The sequence below is a fragment of the Scandinavium lactucae genome, from assembly GCF_033843265.1.
GTDB classification, from domain to species: Bacteria; Pseudomonadota; Gammaproteobacteria; order Enterobacterales; family Enterobacteriaceae; genus Scandinavium; species Scandinavium lactucae.
This window is the reverse complement of sequence record NZ_JAWXRD010000028.1, coordinates 18701-37281: the sequence shown is the minus strand read 5'-3', so window position 1 is coordinate 37281 and position 18581 is coordinate 18701. Positions and strand designations below refer to the sequence as shown.

Annotated in this window: 15 protein-coding genes; 9 read left to right on the top strand and 6 right to left on the bottom strand. The window is 55.6% G+C overall.

Annotation, left to right across the window (positions count from 1 at the left end; genetic code table 11):
- Window positions 1-133 precede the first annotated feature (133 nt).
- The gene (locus tag SIK69_RS09650; protein ID WP_319785992.1) at window positions 134-2164 is read right to left on the bottom strand and encodes an alpha-amylase; all 2031 of its coding nucleotides are present in this window, start codon (window positions 2162-2164) and stop codon (window positions 134-136) included.
- 314 nt (window positions 2165-2478) lie between these two features.
- Between SIK69_RS09650 and SIK69_RS09645 the strand changes: the two genes are divergently transcribed.
- Entirely contained in the window at window positions 2479-3306 is an 828-nt protein-coding gene (locus tag SIK69_RS09645) for a protein bax (protein ID WP_319627181.1), read from the top strand.
- A gap of 65 nt (window positions 3307-3371) precedes the next feature.
- Here SIK69_RS09645 and xylR read toward each other — a convergent pair whose 3' ends face one another.
- The 4 genes from xylR to xylF form a co-directional block, all read right to left on the bottom strand.
- Window positions 3372-4550, bottom strand: coding sequence for a D-xylose utilization transcriptional activator XylR (gene xylR / locus SIK69_RS09640; RefSeq protein ID WP_319627180.1), 1179 nt, complete (start codon window positions 4548-4550; stop codon window positions 3372-3374).
- Window positions 4551-4621: 71 nt separating this feature from the next.
- The gene (xylH, locus tag SIK69_RS09635; RefSeq protein ID WP_319785991.1) at window positions 4622-5803 is read right to left on the bottom strand and encodes a xylose ABC transporter permease XylH; all 1182 of its coding nucleotides are present in this window, start codon (window positions 5801-5803) and stop codon (window positions 4622-4624) included.
- Window positions 5781-7322, bottom strand: a complete 1542-nt coding sequence (locus SIK69_RS09630) for a xylose ABC transporter ATP-binding protein (protein WP_319785990.1) — start codon at window positions 7320-7322, stop codon at window positions 5781-5783. The genes xylH and SIK69_RS09630 overlap by 23 nt, the downstream gene beginning before the upstream one ends.
- A gap of 64 nt (window positions 7323-7386) precedes the next feature.
- Window positions 7387-8379: a D-xylose ABC transporter substrate-binding protein gene (gene xylF / locus SIK69_RS09625; RefSeq protein ID WP_319785989.1), complete on the bottom strand. Its 993-nt coding sequence runs from the start codon at window positions 8377-8379 to the stop codon at window positions 7387-7389.
- Window positions 8380-8747: 368 nt separating this feature from the next.
- On the opposite strand from xylF, the gene xylA reads away from it, so the two are divergent.
- From xylA to SIK69_RS09605, 4 genes are all read left to right on the top strand, one after another.
- Window positions 8748-10070 (top strand): xylose isomerase, encoded by a 1323-nt coding sequence (gene xylA / locus SIK69_RS09620; RefSeq protein ID WP_319785988.1) that lies wholly within the window; start codon window positions 8748-8750, stop codon window positions 10068-10070.
- Between the two features lie 67 nt (window positions 10071-10137).
- Complete coding sequence (gene xylB, locus SIK69_RS09615; RefSeq protein WP_319785987.1) at window positions 10138-11592, top strand: xylulokinase; 1455 nt, start codon at window positions 10138-10140, stop codon at window positions 11590-11592.
- Between the two features lie 89 nt (window positions 11593-11681).
- Window positions 11682-12221: an isochorismatase family protein gene (locus SIK69_RS09610; protein WP_319627174.1), complete on the top strand. Its 540-nt coding sequence runs from the start codon at window positions 11682-11684 to the stop codon at window positions 12219-12221.
- Window positions 12218-13174, top strand: coding sequence for a GlxA family transcriptional regulator (locus SIK69_RS09605; RefSeq protein WP_319785986.1), 957 nt, complete (start codon window positions 12218-12220; stop codon window positions 13172-13174). Before SIK69_RS09610 ends, SIK69_RS09605 begins: the two co-directional genes overlap by 4 nt.
- Here the strand turns inward: SIK69_RS09605 and SIK69_RS09600 are convergent.
- Complete coding sequence (locus SIK69_RS09600) at window positions 13130-14125, bottom strand: acyltransferase (protein ID WP_319627172.1); 996 nt, start codon at window positions 14123-14125, stop codon at window positions 13130-13132. The two genes, SIK69_RS09605 and SIK69_RS09600, sit on opposite strands and share 45 nt — an antisense overlap.
- Window positions 14126-14309: 184 nt before the next feature.
- On the opposite strand from SIK69_RS09600, the gene SIK69_RS09595 reads away from it, so the two are divergent.
- The 4 genes from SIK69_RS09595 (at window position 14310) to SIK69_RS09580 (ending at window position 18484) form a co-directional block, all read left to right on the top strand.
- On the top strand, window positions 14310-14612 hold the full coding sequence (locus SIK69_RS09595) for a YsaB family lipoprotein (RefSeq protein ID WP_319627171.1): 303 nt from the start codon (window positions 14310-14312) through the stop codon (window positions 14610-14612).
- A 147-nt stretch (window positions 14613-14759) separates the two neighbouring features.
- Complete coding sequence (glyQ, locus tag SIK69_RS09590; protein ID WP_319785985.1) at window positions 14760-15671, top strand: glycine--tRNA ligase subunit alpha; 912 nt, start codon at window positions 14760-14762, stop codon at window positions 15669-15671.
- A 9-nt stretch (window positions 15672-15680) separates the two neighbouring features.
- Window positions 15681-17750, top strand: coding sequence for a glycine--tRNA ligase subunit beta (glyS, locus tag SIK69_RS09585; RefSeq protein ID WP_319627169.1), 2070 nt, complete (start codon window positions 15681-15683; stop codon window positions 17748-17750).
- Between the two features lie 212 nt (window positions 17751-17962).
- Entirely contained in the window at window positions 17963-18484 is a 522-nt protein-coding gene (locus tag SIK69_RS09580; RefSeq protein WP_319785984.1) for an anti-virulence regulator CigR family protein, read from the top strand.
- Window positions 18485-18581: the final 97 nt, after the last annotated feature.

The window sequence follows — 18581 nt, the reverse complement described above, 5'->3', positions numbered from 1 at the left end:
TTCTGTCGGTCTTACTGGTTAGGGGCTAACCATAACCCCTGCGCCAGCAAGGTGCAAACCGGGCAAGGGTTGCGCCTTTGGTTCCTTCGACTGCTTATGGCTCACAATGCGGATGATTACTCTGTTTTACACTTCAGGGTTTTCCTGCCCACACCACCATCACTTTGTCCTCGCCCTTTTCGCGCATGAAGCCGTAACCCTGCGGCAATGAAAGCGTGGTTTGCTTGCCCGCACCAATCGCCGGGTGACGGGCGCGGAACTGGCCGAGTTTCTGCCAGTGAGCAACGGTTGCGACCTCTTTACCGCCGACGTCTTGCCAGTTCATGTCCGAACGCGTGCCTTGTAACGGATCAGACCCGGTCGGGCCGAACGGACGCGCCGATTCATCGCCATAAAATATCTGCACCGCGCCGGGGGCCAGCAACAATAGCTCTGCGGCCTCGCTACCGCCCTCGCGGAACAGCCGGGTATCATGCGATGAGAGATAGCTCAGCACGTTGAAGTTTTGCAGTTTGTCGGCCATCTGCTGCCAGGTGAGGTCGATATTCGCCAGGCAATCCACCGCTTTCGCCGCCTGATCCTGATAATCGAAGTTAATCATCGCATCGAAGCCGTTCTGGTAATACGTACTCTTTAGCACGCCGTGGCCCCAGGCTTCGCCGGTCATCCAGAAGGGACCATTATCCGGTGACTTGCCCGGATTGGCTTTCTTCCATTGCGCCAGCGCCTCGGCGGCCTCGGTTTTCAGTTGTTGCCAGGCCGGAAGCTCAACGTGTTTGGCGGTATCAATGCGAAAACCGTCGATGCCATAATCGCGCACCCACAGGCTCAGCCAGTGGGTCAGATAGTCGCGCGGCGTAAAGCCTGCAATCGCTTTAGCTGCGGTATCTGGCTTGTGTTGATAGAACACTGGCAGGCCAGACGCTTCCTTCGATTCGGTTTTGACGTCCGGCAGGAAAGCCAGCGACATCGTTAAATCGTCAAAGCCGGGATTGTCGTAGTCGCCGATATCGGTGCGGATCCACTTTTTGCCCCACCAGTTGTCCCATGCGGGTTTATCGCTGAAGTTAATGTAGTCATTAAAGCTGTGCCAGCTCTGGCCGGGGCCGGGTTTCCAGTCGGTCCAGTGCTCGCCGAGTATGCTTTTGCGTTCCTCACCCTGCAAATACAGCGCGCCAAACTGATATTGCTGCATGTCGGCCAGGGTGGCGTAGCCGGTGTGATTCATCACCACGTCAAATAAAATGCGGATCCCGCGTTTGTGCGCTTCGTCCACCAGATGACGCAGGTCGTCCTCGTTGCCCATGTTGGCATCAAGTTTCGTCCAGTCCTGCGGGTAATAGCCGTGATAGGCGTAGTGCGGGAAGTCGCCTTTGGTGCCGCCGCCGACCCAGCCGTGAATTTGCTCCAACGGAGAGCTTATCCACAGTGCATTCACCCCAAGCTGCTGCAAATAATCGAGCTTGCTGGCGAGTCCCTGCAAATCTCCGCCGTGAAAAGTGCCTATCTCCTGCAATCCGTCCTTATGCCGACCGTAACTGCTATCGTTGGCGGGATCACCATTCACGTAGCGATCGGTCAGTACAAAGTAGACGGTGGCATTGTGCCAGTTAAAGTCGGCGGACGAGTCTGACTGTGCATTTTCCAGCAGCAGAAGGCCGTTGCTGTCAGGGGAGGGTTGCAGGGTGATTTTCCCGCCACTCACCGTCGCGGTCTGGCCGCTGTAAAAATCACGGACTTTGCTGCCTTCGGTAAAGACTTTGCTGACATCCACCGTGAGTGGTTTACCGTCCCACCGTGGACACTGGCGGGTCTCGACCTTTGCCGACGGCGTGGCGGCGCTTTCCACGCTCAGCATCAGCGTTGGCGTGCCGGAGCGGGTATCGACGGTCAGGGTGTATTCCCCGTCACGATACAGTCGCCACTGCGGTGTCGCGCCCTGACAGGGTTCCAGCGACAACATCTCATTGAGTTTGATGGCCGAGGCGGGCTGCCAGCACTGCTGGTCAAGATTTAACGTCAGCGGACGAGTACCCTTCGTCAGCGTTTTCTGACTGACAAATTTTCCGCTGGCTTGCGCGTTGAAGGCAGGAAAATCCGGCGCAGTCCAGGCCGCCAGGGCGATTTCGGGCAGCAGAAGCAATATAAGGGCGGCACGTTTCATTTCGTTCACCTGAGTCGGTTTTTGTACATTTTGCCAGCAGACCCCATCCGGCCCCTCATCCCTGAACCACATTGAAGGGGAGGATGGCGCAGGGTGAGTGATCGGCTTCAAATTAGAAAAGGAATTTCTGCGATTACGCCAGCAATTTCAGGCTTATGAGTCGAAAGGGAGTAGTTTATGCGTGACATCGTTTCGGAATTGGATTATTTCTTTGGGTGCGTCCACACGGTATTTTTGCTATGATTCGCGATTCATTTCGCAGTTATGTGAATAAAACAAGGTGTTGGAATGATTTTTTCCGACCAGGAGACCTAATGATATCGACTCCCATTCGACGATATGGGGCCGCGATACTCATGTTACTCACCTGTGCATTTTCAGGTAGCGTGCTGGCAAAGACGCACACAGCAACAACGAGTCACAAAGCCCCGATAATAAAGGCAAGCAGTAGTAGTAAGGTTAGCAGTAAACAAGAGTATTCTCGCAATAGTGCAAAGAGTAGTTCACTTCCTGATTTGCGAAAATACCCTTCCGGAACACCTCGTAAAAAAGCGTTTCTCCGGACCGTAATGCCTTATATTACCAGCCAAAATGCGGCAATCACCGCCGATCGTAACTGGCTTGTTTCCAAGCAGTACGATGGTCGTTGGTCACCGTCTGAACGTGCGCGCATGAAAAAAATTACCCAGCGCTACAAAATCAGCTGGTCCGGGAATACGCGTAAAATTCCGTGGAACTCGCTGCTTGAGCGTGTGGATATTATTCCTGGCAGCATGGTGGCAACCATGGCCGCAGCAGAAAGCGGTTGGGGTACGTCCAAACTGGCGCGCAACAACAACAACCTGTTCGGCATGAAATGTGGTTCAGGCAAATGTCCTGCGGGGAGCGGCAAGGTGAAAGGCTACTCTCACTTTGACTCGGTCAAAGAGTCTGTGGATGCCTATGTGGTGAACCTGAACACGCATCCGGCTTATAAGTCATTCCGTAAGTCCCGTGCGCAGCTGCGTAAAACGGACCAGGAAGTCACGGCCAGTGCGATGATCCACAAACTGAAAGGCTATTCGACTCGTGGGTCGAGCTATAATAACTTCCTGTTCAGTATGTACCAGGATAACCAGCGTCTGATTGCCGCCCATATGTAATGGCAACCCGTCAGCTAAGAAACGCCTTCCATCGGAAGGCGTTTTTGTTTTTAAATTTTTAGTTTTTAAATCAACGTTTCACCAAAACGCTCCCGATATTCTTTCGGCGTGGCGTCGTACTCTTTTTTAAATACTGAATAAAAATATTGCAGCGAAGGATAACCGCACATCTGCGAAATCTCGTTAATCGATAATGAAGTTGAAACCAGCAGGCTGCGGGCCTTCTCCAGTTTCTCGCTGTGAATGACTGCGTGAATGGTTTCCCCCACTTCCTCTTTAAAGCGTTTCTCCAGATTCGAACGCGAAATCCCTACCGCATCCAGCACCTGTTCCACTTTAATGCCCTTGCAGGCGTTATTGCGGATGTAGTGCATCGCCTGAATGACCGCCGGGTCGTCAAGCGATCGGTAATCCGTCGAGCGGCGTTCCACCACGCGCACCGGGGGAACCAGCAGACGTTGCAGTGGCAGGCTTTCGTTATCAAGCAGGCGGTGTAACAGCTTAGCGGCCTGATAGCCCATTTGACGCGTACCCTGTGCCACAGACGACAGCGCCACGCGTGACAGATAGCGCGTCAACTCTTCGTTGTCGATGCCAATCACGCACAACTTTTCGGGCACCGGAATGTGCAAATGTTCGCAGGCCTGCAATATGTGGCGCGCTCTGGCATCGGTCACGGCGATAATCCCGGTTTGTGGCGGTAGCGTTTGCAGCCAGTCCGCCAGCCTGTTCTGCGCATGCTGCCAGTTTTCCGGCGCGGTTTCTTGGCCCTGATACACCACGCCACGGTATTTCTCTTTCGCCACTATCTGGCAAAATGCATGTTCGCGCTCCATCGCCCAGCGTTTACCGCTTGAAGAGGGCAGACCGTAAAACGCAAAACGGTGGACGCCTTTTTCCTTCAGATGCAAAAACGCGGTTTCCACCAGAGCGTGGTTATCGGTGGCGATATAATGCACCGCGGGATATTGCTCCGGGCGGTGGTAAGAGCCGCCCACGCCGACGATTGGCACCTCCACATCGCCGAGCAGGGCTTCGATAGTTGGGTCGTCAAAATCGGCAATCACGCCGTCACCGAGCCACTCTTTAATGTTTTCAATGCGGGCGCGAAAATCCTCTTCGATAAAGATGTCCCATTCCGACTGCGACGCCTGCAAATACTCGCCCACGCCTTCCACGACCTGACGGTCATAGGCTTTATTGGCGTTGAATAACAGCGTGACGCGGTGGCGCTTTTCAAACATATTTTGCTTTCCTGAAGAGACAAGAATGGCGATACCCGAAGGCACCGCCATCGTAGCGGAAACTGCCGCGATCAGGCCCGCCGCTTAGTGGCTGAATCCATCCACACCGCCAGCAGCAAAATGGCACCCTTAACGATATATTGCCAGAAAGTCGGCACGTCCATCATGCTCATTCCGTTATCCAGCGCAGACATAATAAACGCGCCCATTACCGCGCCCGCGACGCTTCCCACGCCGCCTGCGAGGCTGGTGCCACCAATCACACAGGCAGCAATGGCGTCGAGCTCGGCGATATTCCCCGCGGAAGGCGACCCGGCCCCAAGACGCGAGCTTAAAATTAATCCGGCGATAGCCACCATCAGGCCGTTAATGGCGAACACCGCAAGCTTAGTGCGTTCGACGTTAATGCCCGACAGGCGCGCGGCTTCCAGGTTGCCGCCGATAGCGTAAATGCGCCGACCAAACGCGGTGCGGGTAGCCATAAACATGCCTGCCAGCAGCAACAGGGCGAGGATCAGCACTGGCGTTGGCACCCCGCGATAGTCGTTTAGCATCCAGATAGCGCCCAGCGCAATCACGGCGGTGATCGCCTGACGACCCACCACGCGCGTGGTGGCCGGGTTACTCAGCCCAAGCGCCTGACGACGAAGCCGACCACGCCATTGCCAGGAGACAAAGGCCATCAGCCCCACCACGCCGATGATGAAGCCAACGCCGTCCGGGAGATAGCTCTGACCGATTTGCGACATTGCCGGGCTGGTCGGCGAGACGGTCGTGCCGTTGGTGATGCCAATCAGAATGCCGCGAAACGCCAGCATCCCGGCGAGGGTCACGATAAACGAAGGCACTTTGCGATACGCCACCCACCAACCGTTCCACGCCCCTAACACCAGTCCCAGCGCCAGCGTGACCACGATGGTTAGCGGTAAAGGCCAGCCGAGCCAGACATCGAAGATTGCCGCCACGCCGCCGAGCAGGCCCATCATCGAGCCCACCGACAGGTCAATTTCTGCCGAGATAATCACAAACACCATGCCCACCGCCAGAATGCCGGTGATGGCGGTTTGGCGCAGCAGGTTTGAGACGTTACGCGCGCTGAGGTACGAGCCGTCGGTGGTCCAGGTGAAGAACAGCATGATGACGACTATCGCGGCAATCATCACAAACACTTGTAAATTGAGATTTTTAAGCCCGGCGAAGGCGACAGGCACCCGCGTCTCGAGCTTCAGTTCAGACGGCGTGTTTTTCGACATGACGTTCACTCCTCAGAGCCGCTTCCATTACCTGTTCCTGGGTCAGCTGATGGTTGACCAGGTTCGCTTTCAGTTTGCCTTCGTGCATCACCAGCACGCGGTCGCTCAGGCCGAGCACTTCCGGCAGTTCGGAAGAGATGACGATCACCGCAATGCCCTGCTGCACCAATTGATTAATCAGTTTGTAGATTTCGTATTTCGCGCCGATATCAATCCCGCGCGTCGGTTCATCGAGGATCAGAATACGCGGGTTGAGCAGCAGGCAGCGGGCCAGAATCGCCTTCTGCTGGTTACCGCCGCTGAGCCTGCCAATCGACAGGTCTGGCGAAGAGGTTTTCACCTTCAGGCGGGAAATGGATTGCAGAATACAGTTCTGCTCTGCGGCCTCATCCAGCGCGCTGAGCGGTCCGGAAAACTGGTCCAGCGCGGCGAGGGTGATATTTTTCCCGACCGCCATCACCGGCACGATGCCGTCTTTCTTCCTGTCTTCCGGCACCATCGCGATGCCGTGGGCAATCGCCTGCTGGCAGTTCTCAATGTTCACCGCCTGGCCGTCGATAAACACCTTGCCTTCCCAGCGTCCGCGCCAGACGCCAAACAGACACTGCACCGCTTCGGTTCGTCCGGCCCCGACCAGCCCGGCGATACCGAGTATTTCCCCGCGTCGCAGGGAAAAGGAGATGTTATCCACCCGCCGGATATGACGATTAACCGGATGCCAGGCGGTAAGGTTTTCCACCCGCAGGATTTCCTCACCGGGCGTATGGGGTTCGTTCGGGTACAGCGCGGTCAGCTCGCGACCGACCATCATGGTGATGATGTCGTCTTCGCTCATCCCGCTGGCGTCGCGGGTGCCGATGTGTTGCCCGTCACGGATCACGCAAATGGTATCCGAGATAGTTTTCACTTCGTTAAGTTTGTGGGAGATATAAATACAGGCGATGCCGTGGTTTTGCAGGTCACGAATAATATTCAGCAATACTGCCGTTTCTTGTTCGGTAAGCGACGCCGTCGGTTCGTCCAGAATAAGCAGGCGTACCTGTTTATTCAGCGCTTTGGCTATTTCGACCAGCTGCTGTTGCCCCAGCCCTAAATCGCCCACCCGGGTATCGGGCGAAATGGCGAGGCTCACCTGGGCGAGTAATTTCTCGCAGCGCAGGGTCATCTGGTCATAATCGAGAATACCGTGGCGGGTGATTTCCGCTCCGAGGAAGATGTTTTCCAGCACCGTCAGGTGCTTCACCAGCGCTAACTCCTGATGAATAATGGCGATGCCCCGGCGCTCGGTGTCGCGAATGTGCGCCGCCTGGAGCGGTTCACCGGCAAACACAATTTCGCCCTCAAAGCTGCCGTAGGGGTAAATGCCGCACAGCACTTTCATCAGGGTCGATTTTCCCGACCCGTTCTCCCCGCACAGGGAAACCACTTCCCCGGCGTTAAGGCGCAGGCTGACATTATCGACAGCTTTTACCGCGCCAAAGGCTTTGGTAATGCTCTTCATTTCAAGTAGATAAGGCATAGCGACTCCGTGTAGCGTTCCACGTTGAAGGGAAATGCCCCTCTCGAGAGAGGGGCGCGCGGAATTACAGATCGCTCTTCTTGTGGAAGCCGTCTTTAATCACGGTGTCGTCGATGTTGGTTTTATTGACCTCAATTGGCGTTAACAGGCGTGCAGGCACGTCTTTCAGGCCATTATTAAGCGTCGCGTCAGATTTAGGCTGCTGGCCGTTGCCCAATTCCACCGCGATTTCAGCGGCGGTGGTGGCGAGTTGAGTGATGGGTTTATACACGGTCATGGTCTGAGTACCGGCAATAATGCGTTTCACCCCTGCGAGGTCAGCATCCTGGCCGGAAATGGCAACTTTGCCCGCCAGCCCCTGGGCGCTCAGCGCCTGAATCGCCCCCCCGGCGGTGGCATCATTCGACGCCACCACGGCATCAATTTTGTTGTTATTGGCGGTGAGCGCGTTCTCCATAATTTTCAGTGCATTTTCCGGCAGCCAACCGTCGGCCCACTGATCGCCCACGACCTTAATTTTGCCGTCGTCGATATACGGTTTTAAGACTTTCATCTGCCCGGCACGGAACAGCTTGGCATTGTTATCCACCGGCGAGCCGCCCATCAGGAAGTAATTTCCCGACGGCACTTTATCAATCAGGCTTTGGGCCTGCATTTCACCGACTTTTTCATTATCAAAAGAAATATAAAAATCAATATCGGCGTTATTAATCATCCGGTCATACGCCAGCACTTTTATGCCTTCCTGTTTGGCTTCTTTAATGACGTTGCTGAGCACCTGACCGTTGTAAGGAATAATAACCAACACATCGACGCCGCGGTTAATCATATTTTCAATCTGCGACATTTGCGTTTCTTCGTTACCGTTCGCCGACTGCACAAATACTTTTGCACCTAATGATTCGGCTTTATTTACAAATATATCGCGATCCTTTTGCCAGCGTTCCAGACGCAGGTCGTCGATAGCCATCCCGATTTTCACTTCTTTGGCGATGCCTGCAAAGCTTGTCAGCAGCAGCGAGGCGCAGAGCGTGAGGCAGAGGTTCTTTATCTTCATCGTAGGGCCTTTTCTGGGTGTAGGGGTGTTGAGATTGGCGATAAAAGAAACAGGTACGACGGATACGCTGCAAATTTTTAGCACGGGAGGGATTTATGGCAATTATAGATTTTTATCTTCTGGTTACGATATTTGGTTTCTTTGCTGATTTATGACCGCGATCTGATTTTAAATCGTTTCAGCTATTTGTTGCATTGATGTCTGGAAGCAAGGCCGAAAAAAGAGTCAATGAGGAAATATTTTGCGAGCCAGCGCACGTTTGTGGATTCTCTTAATCTCAGTGTGAAATAACGTAATTGAGCAACCGCCAAACAGGTAACAGTATTAGCCCACAACCTGGTATTCGCCGCGTCTAATGGAGTTCAATTATGCAAGCTTATTTCGACCAACTCGACAGGGTCCGTTATGAAGGCCCGAAAACGCAAAATCCGCTGGCTTTCCGCCACTATAACCCTGATGAGCTGGTGCTCGGCAAGCGCATGGAAGATCACCTGCGGTTTGCGGCGTGCTACTGGCATACCTTCTGCTGGAATGGTGCAGACATGTTCGGCGTGGGCGCGTTTGACCGTCCATGGCAGCAGCCCGGCGAAGCGCTGGCGCTGGCCAAACGCAAAGCCGATGTGGCCTTCGAGTTCTTCCATAAGCTGAACGTGCCGTACTACTGCTTCCACGACGTTGATGTTTCCCCGGAAGGCGCGTCGCTGAAAGAGTATCTGAATAACTTTGCGCAGATGGTCGACGTGCTGGCGGAAAAACAGCAACAGACCGGCGTTAAGCTGCTGTGGGGCACGGCGAACTGCTTCACTAACCCGCGCTACGGCGCAGGTGCCGCCACCAATCCTGACCCGGAAGTGTTCAGCTGGGCCGCCACACAGGTGGTGACCGCGATGAACGCGACCCATCAGCTCGGCGGTGAAAACTACGTGCTGTGGGGTGGCCGTGAAGGCTATGAAACGCTGCTCAACACCGACCTGCGTCAGGAGCGCGAGCAGATTGGCCGCTTCATGCAAATGGTGGTCGAGCACAAACACAAGATTGGTTTCCGCGGTACGCTGCTTATCGAGCCAAAACCGCAGGAGCCAACCAAGCACCAATACGATTACGATGCGGCTACCGTGTACGGCTTCCTCAAGCAGTTCGGTCTGGAAAAAGAGATCAAACTGAACATTGAAGCGAACCACGCCACCCTGGCGGGCCACTCGTTCCACCACGAAATTGCCACCGCGATTGCGCTGGGCCTGTTCGGTTCTGTCGATGCTAACCGCGGCGACGCGCAGCTTGGCTGGGATACCGATCAGTTCCCGAACAGCGTGGAAGAAAACGCGCTGGTGATGTATGAAATTATCAAGGCGGGCGGCTTCACCACCGGCGGCCTGAACTTCGATGCCAAAGTGCGCCGTCAGAGCACCGACAAATATGATCTGTTCTACGGTCACATCGGCGCAATGGACACCATGGCTCTGTCACTGAAAGTGGCGGCGCGCATGATTGAAGACGGCGAGCTGGATAAACGCGTGGCGCGTCGCTATGCGGGCTGGAATGGTGAACTGGGCCAGCAGATCCTCAAAGGCCAGATGTCACTCACCGACATTGCGAAGTACGCTGAACAGCATAACCTGTCTCCGCAGCATCAGAGCGGGCATCAGGAGCAGCTGGAAAACCTGGTTAATCATTACCTGTTCGACAAGTAAGCTCGTTATCGCCTGAAGCCCGGTACGCCTCGCGTCGCCGGGCATGTTCAATTAAGGAATCGTCACTATGTATATCGGGATCGATCTTGGCACTTCTGGCGTCAAAGCTATTCTGCTCAGCGAGCAGGGCGACGTGCTGGCCTCGCACACCGAGAAACTGACCGTCTCGCGCCCGCATCCGCTTTGGTCCGAGCAGGATCCTGAGAGCTGGTGGCGGGCAACGGACAGCGCGATGAAAGCGTTGGGCGCGCAGCATTCGCTGGCAGAGGTGAAGGCATTAGGGATTGCCGGGCAGATGCACGGGGCGACACTGCTTGATAAACAGCAACGCGTCCTGCGGCCCGCTATTCTCTGGAACGATGGGCGCTGTGGCGAAGAGTGCGCCCTGCTCGAAGCATCGGTGCCTCGCTCGCGGGAAATCACCGGGAATCTGATGATGCCCGGCTTTACTGCACCAAAATTACTGTGGGTTAAACGCCACGAGCCTGAGGTGTTTGCGCAGATTGATAAAGTGTTGTTACCGAAAGATTATCTGCGTCTGCGCATGACCGGCGAGTTCGCCAGCGACATGTCCGACGCGGCGGGCACAATGTGGATGGACGTGGCGAAGCGCGACTGGAGCGATGAAATGCTTCAGGCCAGTGGGCTGAGTCGCGACAACTTGCCCGCGCTGTTCGAAGGCTGCGACATTACCGGCACTTTACGGGCATCTGTTGCACAGGCGTGGAATATGCCTGCGATACCGGTGGTGGCGGGCGGCGGCGATAATGCCGCGGGCGCGGTCGGCGTCGGTATGGCCGAGGCCGGACAGGCAATGCTGTCGCTCGGGACTTCCGGGGTCTACTTCGCCGTCAGCAATGGCTTTCTCAGCAAGCCGGAAAGCGCGGTACACAGTTTCTGTCATGCGCTGCCGGGCCGCTGGCATTTGATGTCGGTGATGCTCAGCGCGGCATCGTGCCTCGACTGGGCGGCGAAGCTGACGGGCCTGGGCGATGTGCCTGCGCTGCTGGCGGCCGCGCAAACGGCGGATAAAAACGCTGATCCGGTGTGGTTCCTGCCGTATTTATCCGGGGAACGTACGCCGCACAATAATCCGAATGCCAAAGGCGTGTTCTTTGGCCTGACGCACCAACATGGCCCGGCGGAGCTGGCGCTGTCGGTGCTCGAAGGTGTCGGATTTGCGCTGGCAGAGGGCATGGACGTGGTACATGGCTGCGGGATTACGCCTGAAAGCGTGACCCTGATTGGCGGCGGGGCACGAAGCGCGTACTGGCGTCAGATGTTGGCGGATATCAGCGGCATGGCGCTGGACTATCGTACCGGCGGTGACGTCGGCCCGGCACTCGGTGCAGCGCGGTTGGCGCAGTTGGCAATGCACCCTGGTAAACCTGTTGCGGACCTGCTTCCGCAGCTGGCGCTGGAACAGACGCATCAGCCCGATGCGGCGAAAAATGCGGCCTATGCCCCACGGCGTGAAACCTTCCGCCAGCTTTATCAGCAGCTCAAACCCCTGATGTCCTGAATGAACGGTTAGCTGTCCTTTTTTGACCTTAGCAAGACGCCTTTTCGTGGCCACAATAGGCCTACATCCACATGAAAAGGCGTCTCATTATGTCCCGCACCGCCCTGATTAACATCGATACTCAGCAATCTTTCGAACAGCGTCCATTCTGGACAGCCGCCGATTTTCCCGCGTTTCAGGTTGCGATGCAGCGGCTGATCGCCGGGTGTGAGCAGCGTGATATCCCGGTGGTGGATATTTTCCACGTCGACGACCAGGGACCTTTTTCGCTGGAAAGTGGCTTTGTGAAACCGATGTCCTTTTTACGTCATCAGCCTCAGGTGATTTTTTATAAGCACGTGCATAACGCCTTTACCGATACTGGGCTGGATTTCTGGCTACGCAGCCGTGATATTAACCACCTGATTATCTGTGGATTGCGGACCGAACAGTGCTGTGAAACCACCACCCGCGTGGCATCTGACCTCGGATATCAGGTGACGTTTGTCACCGAGGCTACGCTGACCTTTCCGATGACCCACAAAGGCGTTACGCTGGACGTTGAGACGCTGCGCCACCGCACGGAAACCGTGCTCGAAGGGCGTTTTGCCAGCGTAAAAACCGTAACGGAGACGCTTGAAGCGCTATGACCACCGATGTCTGGTTCGTGATGTTGCCCGGCGTGCTGTCGCTGGATATGACCGGCCCGGCAGAAACGTTTGTGCTGGCGGGTGACGCATTTCGTCTGCACTACATCGGGCCAGACGCCCAGGTGCCGACTTCCATCGGCATGACGATGGGTAATATTCAGCCATTACCGGACACGCTTCCAGCGGGCAGCCTGCTGGTGTTGCCCGGGGTCTGCGATTCAAACCACTTCTTTTCTACTCCCCAGGCCGAGCTTGTACGCCGCTGGCTCACCCGCCAGCAGCCTCTTCTGCACAGCGGGAAAATCACCCTGATGTGTGTCTGTTCTGGCTCGCTGCTGGCGGCGAAAGCCGGGCTGTTACACGGAGTGCAATGCACTACCCATCATGATGTGATTTCGCGTCTTAAGGCCGCAGCCCCAGGGGCGATGGTCAAAGAGAACCGTATTTTCATTGAGGACAAGGGGATCTGGACCAGCGCCGGGATCACCTCGGGCATCGATTTGGCACTGCATCTGATTAACCGACTGTATGGCCCGGAGAAGGCGATGGCGGTCGCGCGGGAGATGGTGGTGTGGTTCCGCCGTTCAGGTGATGACCCGCAGCTCTCGCCGTGGCTGCGCTACCGGAATCATCTGCATCCAGCCATTCATCGGGCGCAGGACGCGCTCACCGCCGCCCCGCAGCGCGCCTGGCCGCTAGCCGATATTGCCGACCGGGCCCACGTCACCCCGCGCCATCTCACACGGTTGTTTAAGCAGCATCTGGGGGTCAGCGTGCGGGATTATCTGGAACAGCTTCGGCTGGCGTTGGCAGAACAGCAACTGTTGCAGGGCTGCGGGGTAGAACAAGCCGCACAGGCGGCGGGCTTTACTTCGGCCCGCCAGCTGCATCGGGCGCGTCAGCGGGCGTTAACTCACCAGCCTGCGGGTGTCGATGCGCTGCAACAACATTGACAGTAGCAGGCTGACGCCGAGGGTTGCGCAGAAGATCCAGCCGATATCCAGGATTGGCCAGCGTTTGAGTTCAACGCCGCCGGAACGCAACGCATGTATCACCAGAGCATGAAACCCGTAAATCCCCAGTGAGTGCTGAGAAATTGTGCGTAATCCCGGCAGTTCGCGGCTGTTTAGCGTATTTTTTACCAGCGTAAACAGCGTCACGCCACAGATAAACACCATCGGCCCGGCATACAAATACCAGGTATCGGCGAAATTCCCGCGCCATTGCAGTTCGTGCAGCGTGCCGCGCGAAATCACCCACACTGAGGCCGCGAACAGCGCGACACAGAGCAGCGTCAGCGGTTTTTTGTCGGTGTCCATCATCCCCAACGCACGCCCCAGTAGGCCATACAGCACGTAGTAAAACGTGTCGCCGTCGATGTATAAATTCACCGGTAGCCATTCAAATCCACCGGTTTTCAGCGGCACGGTATTCGGGTTGGCGACGATCCCGAGCACTATCATCAGCGCCAGTAGCATCCAGCCATTGACGCTTTTCACCTGAATCAGCGGGGAGAGCAGATAAATCACGACTATCGCGAAGAAAAACCACAGGTGATAGAACACCGGCTTTTGCAGCAGATTCTTCAGGGAGAGTTCAACGTTGATATGGGTAAACAGCAGAATATAAATCAGCGCCACGGCGCTATAAAACAGTAAACAGAGCCCAATACGCAGGAAATGGCGCGGAGCCGCGCTGCGTTCGCCAAAGAACAAATAGCCAGAAATCATGAAGAACAGCGGCACGCTGACGCGCGAGGCAGAATTCAGCAGGTTGGCGACATCCCAATTGAACGGGCTGATACTGTGGGCGTTGGTGACATACCAGGTAGTGGTATGGATCATGACCACCATCAGACAGGCAATCCCTCGCAGGTTGGTAATCCAGCTAATCTTTCCCGACATCCGTTCCCCATAGTGAAGATGAAAAAAACTCTGACCTGCGATTGTAGCCGCTGATGCAATGGAAAATTCTGATTTGTCCCGGGGCGCTTGTCGATCACGGAACGCATTTGCGGAATGCGCGGTCTGAAAAAGCAACTAGTCTTAAAATGACAATAACAGGCAAAGAAGAAGGCCGTAACCAAAAATGATGATGAAGTGTGGTTTATCCCTATTGTTGGTCGCGCTGCTGGCGGGGTGCAGTGCTCACCACGCACCGGAGCAAAAAGCGCAACGCGCGAAAATGCCGCCGGTGAGTTCGCTGGATATGGAGCAGCTTTGCAAGAGCCAAGCGGCTGCGCGGTACAATACCGGGCCGCAGAAAGTGGAACTGATTGGCTTCGAGCAATTCCAGGGCAGCTATGAGCTACGGGGCAATACGCCAAAGAAAGAGAGTTTCGTCTGTTCTTTCGATGCAGAAGGGCAATTTTTACACCTTTCGATGCGCTAACAGGCGACGCTGCCGGAGGGAAATGCCTGGCGTTTCCCCAATATTCCCTCAATTTTCCGCAAACAACTGCCATTCATACTGTATATCTCGCAGCCAGCGGGTATACTTGACCCTTCCTTAATTCCACACGTATCCAGCACTAAAAATATGCAAAAGTTTGATACCAGGACTTTCCAGGGCCTGATCCTGACCTTACAGGATTACTGGGCTCGTCAGGGCTGCACCATTGTTCAACCACTGGACATGGAAGTAGGCGCTGGCACCTCTCATCCAATGACCAGCCTGCGCGCGTTGGGCCCTGAGCCAATGGCGACGGCTTATGTGCAGCCGTCCCGCCGCCCGACCGATGGTCGCTATGGCGAAAACCCGAACCGTTTACAGCACTATTACCAGTTCCAGGTGGTGATTAAGCCATCGCCGGACAATATTCAGGAGCTGTACCTTGGGTCTCTGAAAGAGCTGGGTATGGACCCGACCATTCACGACGTTCGTTTCGTGGAAGACAACTGGGAAAACCCGACATTGGGTGCCTGGGGGCTGGGTTGGGAAGTGTGGCTGAACGGCATGGAAGTGACGCAGTTCACCTACTTCCAGCAGGTTGGCGGCCTGGAGTGTAAGCCGGTGACCGGTGAAATCACCTACGGTCTGGAACGTCTGGCAATGTACATTCAGGGCGTAGACAGCGTTTACGACCTGGTCTGGAGCGACGGCCCGCTGGGTAAAACCACCTACGGCGACGTGTTCCATCAGAACGAAGTGGAGCAGTCCACCTACAACTTCGAATATGCCGATGTCGACTTCCTGTTCTCCTGCTTCGAGCAGTATGAGAAAGAAGCACAACAGCTGCTGGCGCTGGAAAACCCGCTGCCGCTGCCTGCCTATGAGCGTATTTTGAAGGCCGCCCACAGCTTTAACCTGCTGGATGCGCGTAAAGCCATCTCGGTCACCGAGCGTCAGCGCTACATTCTGCGCATTCGCACCCTGACCAAAGCCGTGGCAGAAGCCTATTATGCTTCCCGTGAGGCCCTCGGCTTCCCGATGTGCAACAAGAATAAATAAGAGGCGGCCATGTCTGAAAAAACTTTCCTGGTGGAAATCGGCACTGAAGAGCTGCCACCAAAAGCCCTGCGCAACCTGGCGGAATCCTTCGCTGCGAACTTTACAGCAGAACTCGATAACGCGGGTCTCGCGCACGGTAACGTAGAGTGGTTTGCGGCTCCGCGTCGTCTGGCGCTGAAAGTCGCGGCACTGGCGGAATCACAGCCAGATCGCGAAGTTGAAAAACGTGGCCCGGCGGTGTCTGCGGCGTTTGACGCCGAAGGCAAGCCGAGCAAAGCAGCAGAAGGCTGGGCGCGTGGTTGCGGTATCACCGTTGATCAGGCCGAGCGTATGGTCACTGATAAAGGTGAATGGCTGCTGTATCGTGCGCACGTCAAAGGCGAAAGCGCCGAAGCGCTGCTGCCGCAGATGGTCGCCACGTCGCTTGCGAAGCTGCCGATCCCTAAACTGATGCGCTGGGGTGCGTCCGATGTGCAGTTCGTGCGTCCGGTCCACACCGTGACCCTGCTGCTGGGCGACACCGTGGTGCCTGCCACCATCCTGGGCATTGCTTCCGATCGCGTGATCCGCGGTCATCGCTTTATGGGTGAGCAGGAATTTACCATCGACAACGCCGATCAGTATCCGCAGATCCTGCTGGAACGCGGCAAGGTTGTGGCGGATTACGAACAGCGTAAAGCCAAAATCAAGGCGGATGCTGAAGAAGCGGCGCGTCAAATCGGCGGTAACGCTGATCTGAGCGAAAGCCTGCTGGAAGAAGTCACCTCCCTGGTCGAATGGCCGGTAGTGCTAACCGCGAAATTCGAAGAAAAATTCCTCGCCGTTCCGGCTGAAGCGCTGGTCTACACCATGAAGGGTGACCAGAAGTACTTCCCGGTGTATGGCAACGACGGCAAACTGCTGCCGAACTTTATTTTCGTGACCAACATTGAGTCGAAAGATCCGATTCAGATTATTTCCGGGAACGAAAAAGTGGTTCGTCCGCGTCTGGCGGATGCTGAATTCTTCTTCAACACTGACCGTAAAAAGCGTCTGGAAGACCATCTGCCACGCCTGCAAACCGTTCTGTTCCAGCAACAACTCGGCACGCTGCGTGACAAAACTGACCGCATTCAGGCCCTGGCGGGCTGGATTGCCGGACAGATTGGCGCGGATGTGAATCATGCTACGCGTGCGGGCCTGCTCTCGAAATGTGACCTGATGACCAATATGGTGTTCGAATTTACCGACACTCAGGGCATCATGGGTATGCACTATGCGCGTCACGACGGCGAAGCCGAAGACGTGGCGGTGGCGTTGAACGAGCAATATCAGCCGCGCTTTGCCGGTGACGATTTGCCATCCAACCCGGTCGCCTGTGCCGTGGCGATTGCCGATAAGATGGATACCCTCGCGGGCATCTTCGGGATCGGTCAGCATCCGAAAGGCGACAAAGATCCGTTTGCGCTGCGTCGTGCTGCGCTGGGCGTTCTGCGTATCATCGTTGAGAAGAACCTGAACCTCGATCTGCAAACGCTCACCGAAGAAGCGGTGCGTCTGTACGGTGACAAGTTGACCAACGCTAACGTGGTTGATGAGGTAATCGACTTCATGCTGGGCCGTTTCCGCGCCTGGTATCAGGACGAAGGTTACACCGTTGACACCATTCAGGCCGTGCTGGCGCGTCGTCCGACCCGTCCGGCAGATTTCGATGCCCGTATGAAGGCGGTGTCGCACTTCCGTACCCTGGATGAAGCCGCTGCGCTGGCCGCTGCCAACAAGCGTGTCTCCAACATTCTGGCCAAGTCTGACGAAACGCTGAACGATACCGTTCACGCTTCGGTCCTGAAAGACGCGGCGGAAATCAAGCTGGCGACTCACCTGGTGGTGCTGCGCGATAAGCTGCAGCCGTTCTTCGCCGAAGGCCGTTATCAGGATGCGCTGATCGAACTGGCGTCCCTGCGTGAGCCGGTGGATGAGTTCTTCGAGAACGTGATGGTTAACGCCGACGAAAAAGAGGTGCGTCTCAACCGTCTGACGCTGCTGAGCAAACTGCGTGAGCTGTTCCTGCAAGTCGCGGATATTTCCCTGCTGCAGTAATCGGTTATACGTATAAATCAACCCGCTGAAAGGCGGGTTTTTTATATGCGTCCCACTCCTCCAGAGACACAATCCTGTGTTCCGTTTTTATCATTTCCTGAAGCGTGCTCGCAAAAAGAGTGGCAGTACAGATATTTAAGACAAATGTCATGGCACGAAAGTAGGAGTGTGGCCTATGTTGATTGAGAATCACCTACTTGAAGGTAATCAACATGCGTAAACATCGTGGCTTTATGACGGCGGCGGTCACCGCGCTGAGTCTGTCTCTGGTGGTGTTGCCTGTGATGGCGAATCCCGGAAACGGAAACGGCAATGGCAACGGACAGGGTAACAGCGGAAACAGTGGTAATAGCAGTAATCATGGAAACAGCGGCGATCACGGCAATAAAGGTAACGGAAATGGGAAAGGCAACGCATCTGGCGATCACGGCAGCAGGAAAAACTACGGCAAGCCTGATCACGTGGATTCCGATATCAGTTCCTCTGATGCCCGCAGGCTCGCAGTCAACCTGGGCCTGACCGGTTACAAACCGCTCCCTCCCGGGATTGCTAAAAATCTCGCCCGGGGTAAGCCGTTACCTCCAGGCATTGCAAAAAGAACGGTTCCCGGTTCGATGCTCAATCAACTGCCCTATTATCCAGGCTATGAATGGCAGACCGTCGGCAACGATTTAGTACTGGTTGCCCTGAGTACCGCCATCGTGACGTCGATCATTAAGGGTGTTTTTGATTAATCCCGTCTTTCAGTCATGAATCGCCATCCGGTGATTCATGACTCCTGTTATTTCCTGAAGCGTGCTCGCAAACTCACTGAGCGTAGATGATTACCGG

Coding starts and splice junctions, on each gene's coding strand:
- glyS (WP_319627169.1), top strand. CDS start 15,681: ATGTCTGAAAAAACTTTCCTGGTGGAAATCGGCACTGAAGAGCTGCCA.
- xylR (WP_319627180.1), bottom strand. CDS start 4,550: ATGTTTGAAAAGCGCCACCGCGTCACGCTGTTATTCAACGCCAATAAA.
- SIK69_RS09610 (WP_319627174.1), top strand. CDS start 11,682: ATGTCCCGCACCGCCCTGATTAACATCGATACTCAGCAATCTTTCGAA.
- SIK69_RS09580 (WP_319785984.1), top strand. CDS start 17,963: ATGCGTAAACATCGTGGCTTTATGACGGCGGCGGTCACCGCGCTGAGT.
- xylH (WP_319785991.1), bottom strand. CDS start 5,803: ATGTCGAAAAACACGCCGTCTGAACTGAAGCTCGAGACGCGGGTGCCT.
- xylA (WP_319785988.1), top strand. CDS start 8,748: ATGCAAGCTTATTTCGACCAACTCGACAGGGTCCGTTATGAAGGCCCG.
- SIK69_RS09650 (WP_319785992.1), bottom strand. CDS start 2,164: ATGAAACGTGCCGCCCTTATATTGCTTCTGCTGCCCGAAATCGCCCTG.
- SIK69_RS09630 (WP_319785990.1), bottom strand. CDS start 7,322: ATGCCTTATCTACTTGAAATGAAGAGCATTACCAAAGCCTTTGGCGCG.
- SIK69_RS09645 (WP_319627181.1), top strand. CDS start 2,479: ATGATATCGACTCCCATTCGACGATATGGGGCCGCGATACTCATGTTA.
- xylF (WP_319785989.1), bottom strand. CDS start 8,379: ATGAAGATAAAGAACCTCTGCCTCACGCTCTGCGCCTCGCTGCTGCTG.
- SIK69_RS09595 (WP_319627171.1), top strand. CDS start 14,310: ATGATGATGAAGTGTGGTTTATCCCTATTGTTGGTCGCGCTGCTGGCG.
- glyQ (WP_319785985.1), top strand. CDS start 14,760: ATGCAAAAGTTTGATACCAGGACTTTCCAGGGCCTGATCCTGACCTTA.
- SIK69_RS09600 (WP_319627172.1), bottom strand. CDS start 14,125: ATGTCGGGAAAGATTAGCTGGATTACCAACCTGCGAGGGATTGCCTGT.
- SIK69_RS09605 (WP_319785986.1), top strand. CDS start 12,218: ATGACCACCGATGTCTGGTTCGTGATGTTGCCCGGCGTGCTGTCGCTG.
- xylB (WP_319785987.1), top strand. CDS start 10,138: ATGTATATCGGGATCGATCTTGGCACTTCTGGCGTCAAAGCTATTCTG.